Consider the following 15,478-nt stretch of genomic DNA (forward strand, 5'->3'; position numbering starts at 1 on the left):
GGCTTTTGTTGTACAGAGAATTACAATACCTGTCCGATTTTTTTTAGGCACTGTAATTTGTTTTTGGGAAATTTGCACACCCGGGCATGGCTTTTAAGAATCATTATAGAACCTTAGGTGTTTCTCCCAATACGGGCCTGGATGCTATTAAAAAAGAATTCAGAAAGCTTGCATTGCAGTATCATCCCGATATGAATGCAGGCAATGAGTTTGCCACACTGCGGTTCCGGGAACTGCAGGAAGCGTACGAAACGTTATCGCATCCTTCCAAAAGAGCAAAGTATCATTATGAATGGAAATTACATTTTCCGCACACCGATATCAATATTGCCTGGGAGCATACGCCTTTAACCATTTTAAACGAAAGCATCCAGCTCAACAAGCAGATTGCAGCTATGGATATATTCAGAATGAATAAGGAAGCCATATTCCTCCGGGTAAAAAAAATACTTTCTGAATCCAATATCAGCATGCTCCTGGATCATAAAGACGAAATCTTAAACCAAAAGCTGACCACTCAGTTGTTGTCCGCTTCTTCGGCATTATCTTTTAAACATATTGGTACAGTTGCCGCTTCCTTAAAAATGATAGCCGGCACAGATGATACCAGTATAAAAAGGATAACGGATTTTGTAAAAACAGCCAGGCGGCAACATTACTGGGAAAAGTATTATCCGCTTATTGTGCTGCTCATCACAATGGTGATATGCATTCTTATATACAGCGTGAGCCAATAGCACGGGTTTTACTGTTGTGCCAGCAAATCTTCAATGATCGCTATATATTCTTTTTTCTGCTTTTCATAATCAGCCCCTGTTCCGGGACCGTTAAACCCTGCATGTATTTTTTGAATCTCCCCTTTCCTGTCTACAAAAATAGTGGTAGGAAAAGCGGGTATGCTTTCTAACTGTGGCAATGTCTTTTCGGCACGTTGCGGATCGCTTACAGCAACAGGAGTAATAAGTACCGGGTATTCCACCTCCAACCGTTTCACAAAATTTCGTACGCTTTGCTGCGAACGGGTAAAATCGGCTGTTCTTTCGTAAGCCAGCCCCAGTATCTCTACCCCCCTTGATTTATACTTCTCATATATTTCATTCATAAAAACAGTTTCATCCATACAGTTGGGGCACCACGATCCCAAAATCTGTACGATCACTACCTTATCTTTAAACCTTTGCTCATTAACAGACACCGGCTTTCCATCCACATCATTAAAAGTGAAGTTTAATTTGGGAGATGCACCGGGCCTGAGCCGCGTTGCGGAAAGGTTGTCCGGCAACCGGGCTGCCGCATCTTTTTGCGCTTCCCAAATCCTGGGCACAGCACCCACGCTGGAAAAATATTTACCCCCGCTGATCGTTTGTGCATCATCAATCTTCGCCGTAAAATAAAGTGCATACCCACCATCGAAGCCGGAAAGCTTAAGCGAGTCGCCATCTACCACACCTTCAAGATAACGGTAATCGCCCGATGGGGTAAGAAATGAACCTGTTAATACCGTTCCCTTCTGGTTAAAAACGCCTACTGCTTTTACCACGCGTTCATTACCCGGATCAGAAAAAGCAGTTGCCCAGCGCCCTGTAATATCCGCAGCCGGTTTTTTACTGGCTGTTTTAAACCGGTAACCCTTTTTGCCTTCATTTACCGCAACAAAAGGCATTACCGTGTTGCGGTCTGCCAGCCGTTTTATCCAAACCCCTTTGATCTGGTTATCATTAATAAAAACAGCTCTGAATTGTGAATCAAAAAAGGGAAGCTTAATAAACACAGAATCCTTTACTATAGTTATATCGTTAACGGCTAACCGTTCTGCAGCATTGCGGATATACAGCATTTGCTTACCCGCATTTCCGGTTACCTCAAAATTGAATACAATATTATTGCCGTCTGCCCTTTCCAGTTCACCGCGCCATTGCCCGGCGGAAAGCTTATTTTTTTGTTGCGCCACAGCATATAAACCGCTTATTAACAGGGTTAGCGCCAATATTGTTTGTTTCATAAAGTTGGTTGTATAAAACACAAAAATACAAAACTTTAAGAGGCTTTCAGTTGCAGGGGGCAGGGTACAAGTTTGTTGTTAGTATATGAGCAATGAAACCAGAGGCTCATACCCGACTGACTGCCCATCGCCGGAAGCTGATAGCCAAATCACTACTTATGCTGCAGACTAAGCAGCATATCGGCGGTTATGCCCGGCAGGTCATATTCGTGCTTCCAGCCCCAATCCCTGCGGGCAACACTATCGTCAATGCTTTGCGGCCAGCTATCGGCAATGGCCTGCCTGTAATCCGGTTTATAGGTAATAGCAAAACCGGGTATATGTTTTTTTATTTCCGCCGCAATTTCAGCAGGCGAAAAGCTTATGGCAGCAAGATTGTAGGAGGTACGGATGGAAATTTTATCGGCAGGGGATTCCATTAATTCAATAGTGGCCCTGATGGCATCAGGCATATACATCATGGGAAGATAGGTGCCGGCAGATAAAAAGCTGGTATACCTTTTTTCTTCCAGCGCTTCATTAAAAATTTCCACGGCGTAATCGGTAGTGCCACCGCCCGGTGAAGATTTGTAGCTGATCAGTCCCGGGTAACGCAGGCTTCTTACGTCTACGCCAAAACGCCGGTTGTAATAATTACACCAGAACTCTCCCGCGTATTTGCTTATACCGTATACCGTGATAGGTTCTATTATGGTTTGCTGCGGACAGTTTTGCCGTGGGGAAGTAGGCCCGAATACGGCGATGCTGCTTGGCCAATATACCTTTTGCAGTTGCTCTTCCCGTGCAATATCCAGTACGTTCAGCAGGCTTTGCGTATTCAAATGCCAGGCCAGTCCCGGGTTTTTTTCGCCGGTTGCCGACAGGATGGCGGCCAGCAAATAGATCTGGGTAATATTTTGCCTGATCACCTGCACGTGCAGCATTTCTTTATTCATTACATCAAGTGAAACATAAGGCCCGGTGCCCTTCAGCAAATCATTCTCTTCTCTCAGGTCGGATGCAACTACCTGCGCATTGCCATATATCCTGCGCAAGGCCAGCGTTAGCTCCACACCTATCTGTCCCGATGCGCCTATAACCAGTATTTTTTCTTTCATCATTGTACTAACATTTAAGTATGTGCAAAGGAAATGTTGGTAGTAAGTGTAACCTGCAACTTAACTATAAACCATAAACTTCCAAACCATAAACTATCAACTCAACGTTTTCAAACTACAAAAATAAAATTGGTACATAAGAAAGAAAATTTTACTTTAACAGGAAAATCTATCGCTATGTATCAATTGCACAAAAAGAAACTTTTAGCGGGCATATCTTTGATTTGTATCCTTCTGGTAGGTGTTGCCGCTACAACCGTTCAGGATAAAAAGCCCAAACCCAACCTGAAAGTGCTTCCCAAAGACATCAGCCATGAAGAACTGGAGAAGATCATGAAAGGGTTTAATGTTTCATTAGGCGTTAAATGCAACCATTGCCACGCGCCCTCTAAAACGGATGCAAAGAAGCTCGACTTTTCCAGCGACGATAAACCCGAAAAAAATGTTGCACGCGATATGATGCGCATGACCGCAAAGATCAATAAAAAATACTTCGATTACGGGGGAGATGGACATGCAGCGGCATTGACCTGCATCACCTGCCATAACGGTAAAGCACATCCAGAAAGTAAAATAACCCTGCCTCCGCCACCGCCCGAACGTTAAATTAATCATTACAGATATTCACGGCAGCCTCAATAATGAGGCTGTCTCAAAAGGGACAGGCATAGAAGATACGCCACTGATACTCAAAATCCCGATCTTCCCGTTTTATTTTCTTCGTGGCTTAGTGACTTTGCGGCAAAAAGCTACTTTTGAGACGGCTCCGTTATTGCATGATCTTCCATACCATTTCCTTCATCAGCGAAGCGTCTTCTGTGCCCGCATCATGTACGCCAACGCTCCTGAGATTGTACTCATGCAGCAATAACAACGCCTGCTCAATGCCTGCATAACCATAATTTTTTGCCGTAAGCATGTAATCCTTAATAAAATAAGTGTTGATGCCGGTAGCCGCAGCTGCCGTTTTTTCATCCTGCGACGGCACGCCAAACAACAGGTATACCTTACTGAAAAAACCGTACAGGGCAGGCAATATCATTTGTATGGGAGCAGCTTTGGGATTGGATCCAAAATACTGAATGATCCGGATGGCTTTTGCCGCGTCTTTCCGTTGCAGTGCCTCCTGTAATTCAAAAACATTATACTCTTTACTTACCCCTACATACTGTTCAATATCTTCCTCGGTAATGGATTTACGGCTCCCCAGGTTGAGCAGTAATTTATCAACCTCATTATTAATGCGGCTCATATCGTTACCAATATGTTCCACCAGCAGCATTACTGCCTTACGTGAAATAGTAAATCCTTTTTTCTGTACCTGTTCATTGACCCATTCCGGCAATTGGTTTTCGTAGAGCTTTTTAGTGCTCAGCACTACCGCGTGCTGCTTTAACAGCCTCGACAGCTTACTTCGGCCATCCAGCTTCTTTTCTTTATGCGCTACCACCAGCACGGTAGATGATAATGGATGCTCAATATATCCTTCTAACTTATCAATATCCCGCATCTGCTGGGCTTCTTTTAATATCACCACCTGCTTATCCGAAAACATGGGGTATCGCCGGCAGGCGTTGATCAGGTCGGCCCAGTTGGCATCCCTGCCGTAAAATACAGAAAGATTAAATCCCGCTTCGGCTTCCGACAGTATATGATGTTCCGCATATTCAACCAACTGATCAATATAAAAGCTCTCTTCTCCTTCTAACCAGTATACCGGTCCAAATTTTTTTTGTTTCCAGTCTGTAATAATTTTTTCAACACTCATGGTGGTAAGTTAATAAGCTGCCGCACTAACCGGAAGCCCATACGGATGTTTATTCTACGATCATAATATTTTCTTTCTCCAGGTAAGGCAGATGTTTAAACCGCAATATAATATTGGCAACGGTTACCACATCTTTCTGGCAATAAGTTACAATACGCGGCAGGTTCTTTTCTTCATAATATACATCTTTTACCATACTGCCGTCAATATCATCCTTGGGCGTGTCGATACCCAAAACAGCGGCAAGTAACTTAAGGGATACATAATTTTTGTAATCGCCAAATTTCCATAGTTCCATGGTATCGGCCATGTTGGTTTCCCACGGCTTTTTACCACTCAACTGCAGGTATTCGGGCAGGGGTATGTTCAGTATCAGCATCCGCCGGCAGATATAAGGAATGTCAAATTCTTTGAGATTATGCCCTGCAATGGCAAAATTGCCTCTTTTATCGCGAAAGGTGTTCAGCAGATCTACAAAATTGCGTAGTATCTCCGCTTCATCATCTCCGCTAAAAGACTTCAGCTTAAAACATAAATTACCATTTGCATCGTTATAAAAAAATCCCGTGGAAATGCAAATTATTTTACCAAATTCAGCCAGAATACCCGCCTTTTGAAGGTAAGATTCACCGGGCAAAATATTTTCTGGCATGGTTTTGGAAATCTTGTCCTGCCAGAGCTCCTTCCATTTTTCCGGTAACAGTTGAAAATCAGGAGCTCCGGGAACCGTTTCTATATCAATAACCAGTAAATTTGTTAAGTTTATCTGATGTATCATATCTCTAAATTTGTTTAAAATCAAAAAAAATAAACCATTATGAGCGCGTCAAACTATCCCTCAGCTTCAAGCCAGTCTCAACCACCTAAAAAAGATAACCGCGGTATAATATACGGCGTATTAATTGCCGCTTTATTAGGAACCTGGGGCTACATTATTTATGATAAAAGTAAAACCAAGGAAGTAATTCAACAAAAGGATGTTCAATATGCTTCTTTAGACTCGGTAAGAAACCAGCTTTTAACGGATTACCAGGCTGCCGAGATTCGCTTGGATAAGATGACTTCCGAAAATACAAAGCTCGACAGCCTGGTTAAAACACGTGATAAGGATGTAACCAGTATGCGAAGCAGGATCAAAACATTGATCAACAAACAAAACGCAAGTGCTGCCGACCTGGCTGAAGCGCGTAAGCTGATCAACCAGCTGAACGGTAAAATTGAAGAATACGTATTAGAGATTGAGCGGCTGCAGGGTGAAAACCAGCAGCTAACAGCCGACAAACAACAACTGACTACTGAAAAACAGCAGTTAACGGATACACTGAATACCGCGTTAACTGAAAATAAAGACCTGAGCGGCAAAGTTGATGTGGGCTCTACATTAAACGCTGCTAATTTCCATCTCGCCGCTATTAACGAAAAGAAAAGCGGTAAAGAATCTGAAACCTCTAAAGCTAAAAAAGCCGATAAGTTCAGGGTTTCCTTTGATGTAGAAAACCGCCTGGCGCTTACAGGGACTAAAGATCTTTATATTATTGTTTCCAACCCCGAAGGACAGGTGGTTAAGGAAGACGGGCTGGGATCGGGCTCTGTTACAACAAGGGAAGACGGTGACAAAGAATTTACCAATAAAGTATCTATTGATTACGAACAGGGCAAACGTAAGAACGTAAGCTTTGATCTGAAGCAAGCCGACAAATACAAGCCGGGAACCTATAAGGTAGAAGTATACCAGAATGGTTTCAAAATTGGCGAAGGCGCCGTTACACTTAAAAAAGGTGGTATTTTCGGATAATAATCTTAGTAAACGAAATAAAAAAACCGGGAGCAGCCATGCTTCCGGTTTTTCGTTTAAAACAGGGCCCTTAATGAAGCCCGCCCGATATGCACGGTGTTTGAAGTGCCGGCCTTTCTACCCTCATACTGGAAGTTAAGCTCGAGATAGGAAGTAAGCCGTTTGGTAAAATCAACGGTCCATAAAAAATTTTTACCGGGCAACAACGCATCCAGCATAATATAGGAAACACTGGTATTGGGTATATTGGCGTTTCCGGGATCGGTGTATTTAATCTGGCTATAGGTAAATTTGGCTGTAACGGAACTGTTAGACAGTACATTGTACTTTACTTCGCTGGTTAAAGAGTTGATCGTTGCCGCCTGTGTTGAGTCCGTATTGCGCTTGTCGTCGTACCGGTATCCCATAGCTATCCGGAAATTAGTGCCTCGTATAAAAGACAGGCGTGGTTCTATCCCCTGCGATTCAATATGGTAATTCCTGTTATCGAAATTTGGCGTTACCAGCTTGTTTTGCGCTTTCTTACCAAACAGTTCCAGCAAAAAAGACCGGGTGATATTCCACCGCCCTTTTATATTCCAGTCGTTCCCCTGACGGCTTTCATAGCCATAGGTAAGAAAGGCCTTATTGCTGTTGCGGATATTATTAACATCCATGCCCCATACACTGCTGAAACGGTTAAACGAAAAAGAATTACTGAATACCTGGTTCAGCACAATTAAAGAAGTATCGGACAATGGCACTGCAAAAGGATTGAATTGCAGCCTGCCCGAGTTTTCTTTTTTATATATCTGCAATGAGCTCTGAAAATAGAACCGTGCTATAAATTTCTGAAACCTGTTTGCTTTGGCCGCATCAATCACCGAACGCGGGTTAACAACAATGCTATAATTAAACTGCAGGTAGTTGGCCTTAATGAAGTCATTGGTTGGCGTAAATATGCGGATGTATTTTGCCTGGTCGCGAAACTGTGATAATTCAAATTCATTTAGTTCCGGAATGCCATTGCTGTTATAATCATTCCATGTGTATTCACCCTGCCCGGGGGGTACTTCCACATAGGTAAAGTCTCTTTTCTGTTCCTGCCCTGTTCCTATCTCGTATAATGTGCTACCATTGATCAGCCCTTTAAACTCATTGATAAAATATTCTGCCCTGCCCAGCACCGTTTCTTCCGGTTTCTGCGAAGTAACCTTGCTGTCAATTACATCTAATTTCCTGTAGGTAAGGTTTACCTTTAACTGGTGCTTTTCATTTTTGAGCAGTTCGGTATACGCATTAATATTGCTGCTTCTGTCGGATGATACCAGTTTCGCCTGGTAGGGGTACCTGTCGCTCCGGGTATAATAAGTTACCCCGCATTTATTAGGCTTATCTACAGGAGATTTAAGATAGGCCTGCCATATTTCATAAGAAAAGCTATTCGTATGTAAGGAATCAAACTGTTTGTAGCGCACATCATTCCTCTCCGCCGTATACCCACCTCCAACCCGGTAGTTGCCCATTTTTGGAAAATCTCTTGCCACATCAAAAACGGGTTTTACATAATAGCCTTTTTGTTCCGGCTGGTTAAAGTAAGTAACATCTAACTGGTTATTAAAATGCCAGTTACCATAATCAGCCCGGTGCAGGATGTTGTTCCGCACACCGTTATATCCATCACCCCTGTTGTAATTTTCAAACTGATAGCGCAGCGCGTTCCCTTTTTTACTGTTAAGCTCAATGCCGGCATGAAAAAGATTTTCGGTTGCAGCCGCCACATTATTCAAAGGCAAGCCCCATCCCCGGTAAAACTCCACGCTCCGCAATCGCTCAACAGGTTTGAACCTGTCCTGCACCCATTCATAACTTAACCGGCTGAGCAACGTCAGCCCTTTTGCACTTTTCTTCAACGGTCTGTTGTCGTTTACCACCAGTTTAGCGGCAAAGCCTTTGTCGTCGCTTTTATCTTTCGATGAAAAGCTGTTGATATTATAGCTGCTCACTGCCATTTCCGTACTCACCTGCGTATGTGCAGAGATCATATAATCTGCGCCAATGCTTAACAGTTGCTGCTTTTTGGGCGCCACCAGCAAGAGTACAGGCTCATACCTGCCCTGCCTGTTGTTATTGGCATCGGGCGCCACCCATTTAAACAGCTTTCCATTGGCGGCACTGGTTTCATCCGGCACGTAATCACCCATTCCCTGCCCTACTTCCGTAAATGCCAGGTTATAAAGAGCATCATCCGGTGTAACGGAATATACATACACAGAATCATGTATCGTGCTATTAAAAACGGTATCAATCTTTTTATACAATATTTTATTCACCGAAAAGGTATCCAATACCTGCGAAGGATACAACGCCTGGTGCACACTGTCACCGATATCGGCCAAAAACTGTTTCTGCCGCGGGTCGAGTGTTTGATTGATGGGAGAGTTTTTAGCATCGCCGTTGGAATAGGCCGCCACTCTTACCTTTAATTTTTCGCCTATCGCGGCTTCATCAAAAACATACAATTGGGAATTGAGGTAATTCCGGTCGGCATAGCCAAACTCTACCTGTATACGCTTATCCTTGGTGATCATTTGCTTAGGGGTAAACGTTAGCTCTGCGGTATTGTAATTGATCACATAATCCTGGTCTTCTCCCCGCTGCATCAGTTCCCCGTCTATATATACCCGCTCCGTGCCGGCCAGCACAATAAAGAACAACTCATTATTGGGTCCCTGCAAACGATAGGGTCCCTGGTTGCCTTCCATACCATTAAAAATATTACGGGTGTACTTGCCTTTTGCAATGGCGCCGCTTAGCAACAGGCGATTGGTTACCGAAGAGCTGATCCTGCTCTCCCGCTCAAAAGCCGCGCCCTGCAAACGGGAGTAATAGTTGAGAAAATAGCTTTGCTGCTGCCGGATATCTATATCGCCGATATCAAAATGCCAGCCTCCTTTTTTAAACTGGATAAAGACCCTGTCAAACTCATTCAGATTTTGGGTATTACCATCCGGCTGAATAGGAATATTACTGTCGGTTATGGCAGCGGCAATCTGTATGCTGTCTGCAAGGTATCCGTTCATTTGCAGGTTAAGCGTAGAGTTAAGCACCACATCCTGCTGGTTACCGAAAGAGAGCCCTCTGCCAAAGCTTCCGTTATAGGTTACGTTACCAAAATCAAAGATGGAATTTTGAAGGGCGCCGGCATCCTGTATGGTTGCCGGCGATGCCAGGAAGTTATTGCTGATACTATCGAACCGCATACGCCGGTATACGGTATTTAATTTACCCGGAAATACCCTGTAAGAAAGCGATACACTATCGGCTACCGGCTTTTTCTTCCACAGAAGCCATGCATTAAAAATATCCAGGATATAATCACTGCTATCCACACCCGAAACAGAGAAGGTTCCCGGAACAATGCTTAATGTATCTAAATAAAGCGTATCTGACGTAAGCGGCAGCACTTTTTTACGCAGGTTCGACAGCGAAGGATTTTGTTGGGCAATTCCCAATTGTATACCCAGTAAGCACAACAATATCAATAGCAGCCGGTTTTTCAATCCTTCCGTTTTTGTAACAATGCCTAAAGTTAGAAATTATTGTATATCAGGGAGAAAAAGAAGAAAATACATGGGAATGCAAAAGCACCAAATAGCAAATCACAAGAACCAAATAAATTTCAAATATTAAATCCGAAGCTTAAAACTCGAAATTCGAAGGGAAATGCCAACCGTAAACCACAAACAATAAACTGCAAATTAAAAATTCAGAAGCCGGAAATCCGAAGAGAATACAAAAGCAACAAATAGCAAATAACAAGAACCAAATAAATTTCAAATATTAAATCCGAAGCTTAAAACTCGAAATTCGAAGGGAAATGCCAACCGTAAACCACAAACAATAAACTGCAAATTAAAAATTCAGAAGCCGGAAATCCGAAGAGAATACAAAAGCAACAAATAGCAAATAACAAGAACCAAATAAATTTCAAATATTAAATCCGAAGCTTAAAACTCGAAATTCGAAGGGAAATGCCAACCGTAAACCACAAACAATAAACTGCAAATTAAAAATTCAGAAGCCGGAAATCCGAAGAGAATACAAAAGCAACAAATAGCAAATAACAAGAACCAAATAAATTTCAAATATTAAATCCGAAGCTTAAAACTCGAAATTCGAAGGGAAATGCCAACCGTAAACCACAAACAATAAACTGCAAATTAAAAATTCAGAAGCCGGAAATCCGAAGAGAATACAAAAGCAACAAATAGCAAATAACAAGAACCAAATAAATTTCAAATATTAAATCCGAAGCTTAAAGCTCGAAATTCGAAGGGAAATGCCAACCGTAAATCACAAACAATAAACTGTAAACTAAAAAACCCGAAGCAATTCACTACTCACTATTCCACACTCCCACATTTTCAAATTTTCAAATTCCCACATTATAACTACCTTTTGAAACATTATCAACAAGTAACAGATGGAAAATACAAAAGATCTCCGCCTTGCGGTTTTAATAGACGCCGATAATATTCCTTACCGGCTCATTAGTGGCATACTGGAAGAAGTTGCCAAGTATGGCTCACCCACCTTTAAACGCATTTATGCCGACTGGACCAAGCCGCATGTGGCGGGATGGAAAACGGTTTTATTAGATCATGCCATCACCCCGGTGCAGCAATACAGCTATACTACGGGTAAAAATTCGTCAGACTCGGCAATGATCATAGATGCGATGGATATTTTATATACAGGCAGGGTAGACGGCTTTTGCATTGTAAGCAGCGACAGCGATTTTACCCGGCTGGCAACGCGCCTGCGGGAAGCCGGCATGAAAGTGTTTGGGATGGGCGAACAAAAAACGCCCGGCGCCTTTAGAGCGGCATGCGATAAGTTTATTTACATAGAAATACTGATGCAGGAAGAAACCCTGCCAAAGCCTGCCCGGCAGAAAGAAACAGCTAAAAAAGAAAAGATACTGAATAAAGCCGATAAACACTTCGTGAACCTGCTCACCGGCAGCATTAATGATCTTGCAGATGAAAACGGGTGGGCCTTCCTCGGAGATCTGGGAAACCTGCTGCTCAAAAAACGTCCCGATTTTGACCCGCGCAATTACGGTTATGCTAAGCTGTTACCACTCATTAAAAGCTTACCCGGCTTTGAAATTGACGAGCGCGACACGGGAAGAAAGCATGTAAAGCTGGTGTATATCAGGGCGAAGTAAAATTATAGTTACCGCTGTACGCAGTCTCCGGACTGCGTACCTGATATGTTCTTCCGGGACTCCGTCCCGAAAAGTATTTCTATGCCTCTTTACATCTCCCGTAAGGCATCATATAATATTTCCACGGGGTGCAGGGCTTTTCTTGAAGCGCCGTCTTTGATCTGGTGACGGCAACTGGTACCCGGCGCCGCAATAATTACATCATCCGCCTGTTGGCGAACGGTGGGCAATAATACCAGCTCGCCAATTTGCATAGAAAGATCATAATGCTCTTTCTCGTATCCGAAGGAACCCGCCATGCCACAGCATCCCGAAGGAATAATTTGTACGGAATAATTTTGCGGAAGTGATAATATTTTTACAGATGGTGTAACGGAAGACAATGCTTTTTGATGGCAATGACCGTGCAAAATAACTTTCCTTTGCACTGTTGTAAACATTTTGCCGGTAATGTTACCTGCATCCGCTTCGCGGCTTAAAAACTCTTCTATAGTAAAAACATTTGCCGACAAACGCTTTGTTTCTTCCAGCATAGCGTCATCTGCAAGGTCAATATACTCATCCCTGAAAGTAAGTATGGCCGAAGGCTCAATGCCGATCAGCGGGGTTTGTTCATTGATTAACGGCGATAAAAGCCTTACATTTTTTTCCGCTATCGTTTTCGCTTTTCGCAACAATCCTTTGGAAAGCCACGACCGCCCGCTTTCTGTATGTTCCGGTATAACCACTTCATATCCTAATTTTTCCAGCAGCAGCACCGCTTTAATACCGGTTTCCGTATCGTTATAATTGGTAAACTCATCACAAAACAGGTACACTTTCTTAGTATAATGCTTTGCAACCTGCTGCCTGTGCTTTTTATACCAGCGCTTTAATGTTGTTTTGTACATTGTGGGCATCGAGCGTTTGGGAGCAAATCCCGCCACGCGTTTTACTAATCCGGCGGTTAGCTTACCGGTCATTACCAGGTTATATAAACCCGGTAGCATAGCTCCGGCTTTTGACAATGCGGTAAAGTTCCCGATCATCCGGCTCCGTAAGGGCACACCGTTAGCATCGAAGTACTGCTGTAAAAATTCTGCCTTTAGTTTGGCAACATCTACGTTGGATGGGCATTCTGACTTGCAGCCTTTGCAGCTCAGGCATAAATCCATCACTTCATAAATTTCTTTATGATCAAAGCGATTTATTTTATCTGAATGCGTAAGGAATTCTCTTAAAATATTCGCCCTTGCCCTTGTAGTGTCTTTTTCGTTTTTTGTTGCCATGTATGAAGGGCACATCGTTCCTCCCGACAAATGGGTTTTGCGGCAATCGCCCGATCCGTTGCATTGTTCTGCATGCTGTAGTACATCCTGGCTGGGATAACGGAAAATAGTTTTAAAAGCAGGCATTTGCCGGCCGGGCTCATAACGCAGCATGGTATTCATGGCCGGCGTATCTACAATTTTATTGGGATTGAAAATGTTATTGGGATCCCATACCTTTTTTATTTCTTTGAGCAACTGGTAGTTCTTTTCGCCGATCATTTGCCGGATGAATTCCCCTCTCAGCCTGCCATCGCCATGCTCACCGCTTAATGAGCCTTTGTATTTTTTTACCAGTGTAGCTATTTCTTCTGCAATGGTCCGGAAAAGCCTATTCCCTTCTTTTGTTTTTAAATTGATAATGGGCCGCAAATGTATTTCGCCGCTGCCTGCATGCGCATAATGCACGGAATATAAATTATACTTCTTAAGGATTTCATTAAACTCGCGGATATATGCCGGCAGATCATTTACATCAACCGCCGTATCTTCAATTACCGGCACGGCTTTATCATCACCCGGCAGGTTACTTAGCAGGCCCAGTCCGGCTTTCCGCAGCGTCCATATTTTTTTGGTATCTTCTCCAAACAATAAAGGAAAGTAATAGCCCAGCCCTGCCGCCCTCATTTCCGCTTCTGCCTGCTGCGCCACGGCAATAATTTCTTCCCTGCTATCGCGCGTAAATTCTATAACCAGTATAGCGCCCGGGTCGCCCTGCACAAAAAACCGGTTCCTGCGTTGCTCAATATTATCTTTTGTGCATTCTAAAATATAGTGATCTATCAATTCACTGGCAGAAGGCTTGTATTTCAGCCCGATAAGATTTGCCCTCAGCGATTCATCTATCGTATTAAAATGCACGCATAACAAGCCGGATTCCTTTGGCAACGGAACCACATTTAGTTTTATTTCCGTAATAAAAGCCAGTGTGCCTTCCGAGCCTGCAATGAGCCTGCAAAAATTAAAATCATCTTCCCCTGCGGTAAAGGGCGCGGTATCGAGCAACATGTCCACGGCATAACCCGTGTTTCTTCTTTCCACCGTTTTTTTAGGAAATTCTTTCCGTATCTCTTCCTGCGTATCGTAATTGCTCAGCAAACTGCGTATGCGCTGGTAAATTTTCCCTTCCAAACCCGGTGCTTCACATTTGGCATGAAAAGCTTCTATATCCATCGCTTTAAATACCGCTTCCGATCCATCGCTCAGCAATGCTTTTATTTCCAGCAAATGCTCCCGGGTGCTGCGATACACTATAGAATTAGACCCGCAGGAATTATTACCCACCATGCCGCCGATCATTGCCCTGTTGGCGGTAGATGTTTCAGGACCGAAGAATAAGCCATGGGGCTTAAGAAAAAGATTCAGCTCATCGCGTATAACGCCGGGCTGTACCCGAACCCAATGCTCTGCCGTGTTTAATTCAAGGATCTTTGTGAAGTATTTTGATACGTCTACCACGATGCCCTTCCCTACTACTTGTCCTGCAAGGGAGGTGCCCGCCGTTCGGGGGATCAGCGAAGTTTTTTGCGCATTGGCAAAAGCGATGAGCTTTTTTATATCCGCTACTGAGCGGGGTATGGCAACAGCCAAAGGCATTTCACGGTAAGCCGAAGCGTCCGTTGCATATAAGGTTCTTATTGTTGTATCGTCGTATAATTCGCCTTCCAGGGTTGGGGAAAGCTGCGCTAATTGTGTTGTCATCATTGCTTAAAATGTGAAAAGCACCACAGTTTGAGGGTGTTTACTTTTTGGCAGATATTTTTTTGATATCCGGAAGCGAATTTAGCTTTTTATTTTAAAGAATACAGATCCTGAAGCTGTGCTATCTTTCTTCAAATATGATAAATTCCTGTATACATTAACATCATTTAACGTAGTATATGCTTTGCGGTTTTATCTTTGTAAAAAAAGACAAAGGATGAAAAAGTCTGATAAAATACTTGTTGCGGTAGCCATTGGCTTTTTGGCCGGACTGGCGGTATATGCTGCCCGCCGCTATAAAGAAAGGAGCATGCTTAACCAGGTGGCAGATGAAGGATATGAAACTGCTCATGATATTCTTTTCCCTAACAGGGACCAGATAGGAAAGAAATTGCATTACGGACCGGTATTGCCGGAGTAACAGGTATCAGGTGACTACTGACGATAAGATGAGTACTCCTCCCGGGTTTTATGATTTGTAGTTTATCGTTTGTGGTTTACTGTTGGCATTTCCCTACGAATTTCGAGTTTCACGCTTCAGATTTGTTATTTGAATTTTATTTGTGATTTGTCATTTGGTTCTTGATGCTTTGTAC

General features: G+C 43.2%; 11 protein-coding genes. 5 read left to right on the top strand and 6 right to left on the bottom strand.

Features of this window, described 5'->3' with window-relative positions; all coding sequences use genetic code 11:
- The first annotated feature begins 86 nt into the window (after positions 1-86).
- The gene (locus PLE34_RS14295) at positions 87-737 is read left to right on the top strand and encodes a DnaJ domain-containing protein (RefSeq protein WP_324558044.1); all 651 of its coding nucleotides are present in this window, start codon (positions 87-89) and stop codon (positions 735-737) included.
- A gap of 8 nt (positions 738-745) precedes the next feature.
- Here PLE34_RS14295 and PLE34_RS14300 read toward each other — a convergent pair whose 3' ends face one another.
- Together PLE34_RS14300 and PLE34_RS14305 are read right to left on the bottom strand one after the other, a co-directional pair.
- Positions 746-2,002: a peroxiredoxin family protein gene (locus PLE34_RS14300; RefSeq protein ID WP_324558045.1), complete on the bottom strand. Its 1,257-nt coding sequence runs from the start codon at positions 2,000-2,002 to the stop codon at positions 746-748.
- A gap of 152 nt (positions 2,003-2,154) precedes the next feature.
- A complete protein-coding gene (locus tag PLE34_RS14305; RefSeq protein WP_324558046.1) occupies positions 2,155-3,102 on the bottom strand; it encodes an NAD-dependent epimerase/dehydratase family protein in 948 nt (315 codons plus the stop codon).
- Positions 3,103-3,276: 174 nt separating this feature from the next.
- Between PLE34_RS14305 and PLE34_RS14310 the strand changes: the two genes are divergently transcribed.
- Complete coding sequence (locus PLE34_RS14310) at positions 3,277-3,705, top strand: c-type cytochrome (protein WP_324558048.1); 429 nt, start codon at positions 3,277-3,279, stop codon at positions 3,703-3,705.
- A 163-nt stretch (positions 3,706-3,868) separates the two neighbouring features.
- Here PLE34_RS14310 and holA read toward each other — a convergent pair whose 3' ends face one another.
- Complete coding sequence (gene holA, locus PLE34_RS14315) at positions 3,869-4,867, bottom strand: DNA polymerase III subunit delta (protein ID WP_324558049.1); 999 nt, start codon at positions 4,865-4,867, stop codon at positions 3,869-3,871.
- A gap of 49 nt (positions 4,868-4,916) precedes the next feature.
- A complete protein-coding gene (locus tag PLE34_RS14320) occupies positions 4,917-5,645 on the bottom strand; it encodes a 3'-5' exonuclease (protein WP_324558051.1) in 729 nt (242 codons plus the stop codon).
- A 39-nt stretch (positions 5,646-5,684) separates the two neighbouring features.
- Between PLE34_RS14320 and PLE34_RS14325 the strand changes: the two genes are divergently transcribed.
- Entirely contained in the window at positions 5,685-6,662 is a 978-nt protein-coding gene (locus PLE34_RS14325; RefSeq protein ID WP_324558052.1) for a DUF8428 domain-containing protein, read from the top strand.
- Positions 6,663-6,718: 56 nt separating this feature from the next.
- Here PLE34_RS14325 and PLE34_RS14330 read toward each other — a convergent pair whose 3' ends face one another.
- Positions 6,719-10,204, bottom strand: a complete 3,486-nt coding sequence (locus PLE34_RS14330; protein ID WP_324558053.1) for a DUF8818 domain-containing protein — start codon at positions 10,202-10,204, stop codon at positions 6,719-6,721.
- 923 nt (positions 10,205-11,127) lie between these two features.
- Between PLE34_RS14330 and PLE34_RS14335 the strand changes: the two genes are divergently transcribed.
- Entirely contained in the window at positions 11,128-11,874 is a 747-nt protein-coding gene (locus PLE34_RS14335; RefSeq protein ID WP_324558054.1) for an NYN domain-containing protein, read from the top strand.
- 89 nt (positions 11,875-11,963) lie between these two features.
- Here the strand turns inward: PLE34_RS14335 and PLE34_RS14340 are convergent, their stop codons facing one another.
- Complete coding sequence (locus PLE34_RS14340; protein ID WP_324558056.1) at positions 11,964-14,885, bottom strand: FAD-binding and (Fe-S)-binding domain-containing protein; 2,922 nt, start codon at positions 14,883-14,885, stop codon at positions 11,964-11,966.
- Positions 14,886-15,099: 214 nt separating this feature from the next.
- Between PLE34_RS14340 and PLE34_RS14345 the strand changes: the two genes are divergently transcribed.
- The gene (locus PLE34_RS14345) at positions 15,100-15,303 is read left to right on the top strand and encodes a hypothetical protein (protein WP_324558058.1); all 204 of its coding nucleotides are present in this window, start codon (positions 15,100-15,102) and stop codon (positions 15,301-15,303) included.
- Positions 15,304-15,478: the final 175 nt, after the last annotated feature.

The sequence above is a fragment of the Agriterribacter sp. genome, assembly GCF_035445465.1.
GTDB lineage: Bacteria > Bacteroidota > Bacteroidia > Chitinophagales > Chitinophagaceae > Agriterribacter.

Excerpts from the sequence above, each read along its gene's own strand:
- PLE34_RS14295 (WP_324558044.1), top strand. The coding sequence starts at position 87 with ATGGCTTTTAAGAATCATTATAGAACCTTAGGTGTTTCTCCCAATACG.
- PLE34_RS14300 (WP_324558045.1), bottom strand. The coding sequence starts at position 2,002 with ATGAAACAAACAATATTGGCGCTAACCCTGTTAATAAGCGGTTTATAT.
- PLE34_RS14305 (WP_324558046.1), bottom strand. The coding sequence starts at position 3,102 with ATGATGAAAGAAAAAATACTGGTTATAGGCGCATCGGGACAGATAGGT.
- PLE34_RS14310 (WP_324558048.1), top strand. The coding sequence starts at position 3,277 with ATGTATCAATTGCACAAAAAGAAACTTTTAGCGGGCATATCTTTGATT.
- holA (WP_324558049.1), bottom strand. The coding sequence starts at position 4,867 with ATGAGTGTTGAAAAAATTATTACAGACTGGAAACAAAAAAAATTTGGA.
- PLE34_RS14320 (WP_324558051.1), bottom strand. The coding sequence starts at position 5,645 with ATGATACATCAGATAAACTTAACAAATTTACTGGTTATTGATATAGAA.
- PLE34_RS14325 (WP_324558052.1), top strand. The coding sequence starts at position 5,685 with ATGAGCGCGTCAAACTATCCCTCAGCTTCAAGCCAGTCTCAACCACCT.
- PLE34_RS14335 (WP_324558054.1), top strand. The coding sequence starts at position 11,128 with ATGGAAAATACAAAAGATCTCCGCCTTGCGGTTTTAATAGACGCCGAT.
- PLE34_RS14340 (WP_324558056.1), bottom strand. The coding sequence starts at position 14,885 with ATGATGACAACACAATTAGCGCAGCTTTCCCCAACCCTGGAAGGCGAA.
- PLE34_RS14345 (WP_324558058.1), top strand. The coding sequence starts at position 15,100 with ATGAAAAAGTCTGATAAAATACTTGTTGCGGTAGCCATTGGCTTTTTG.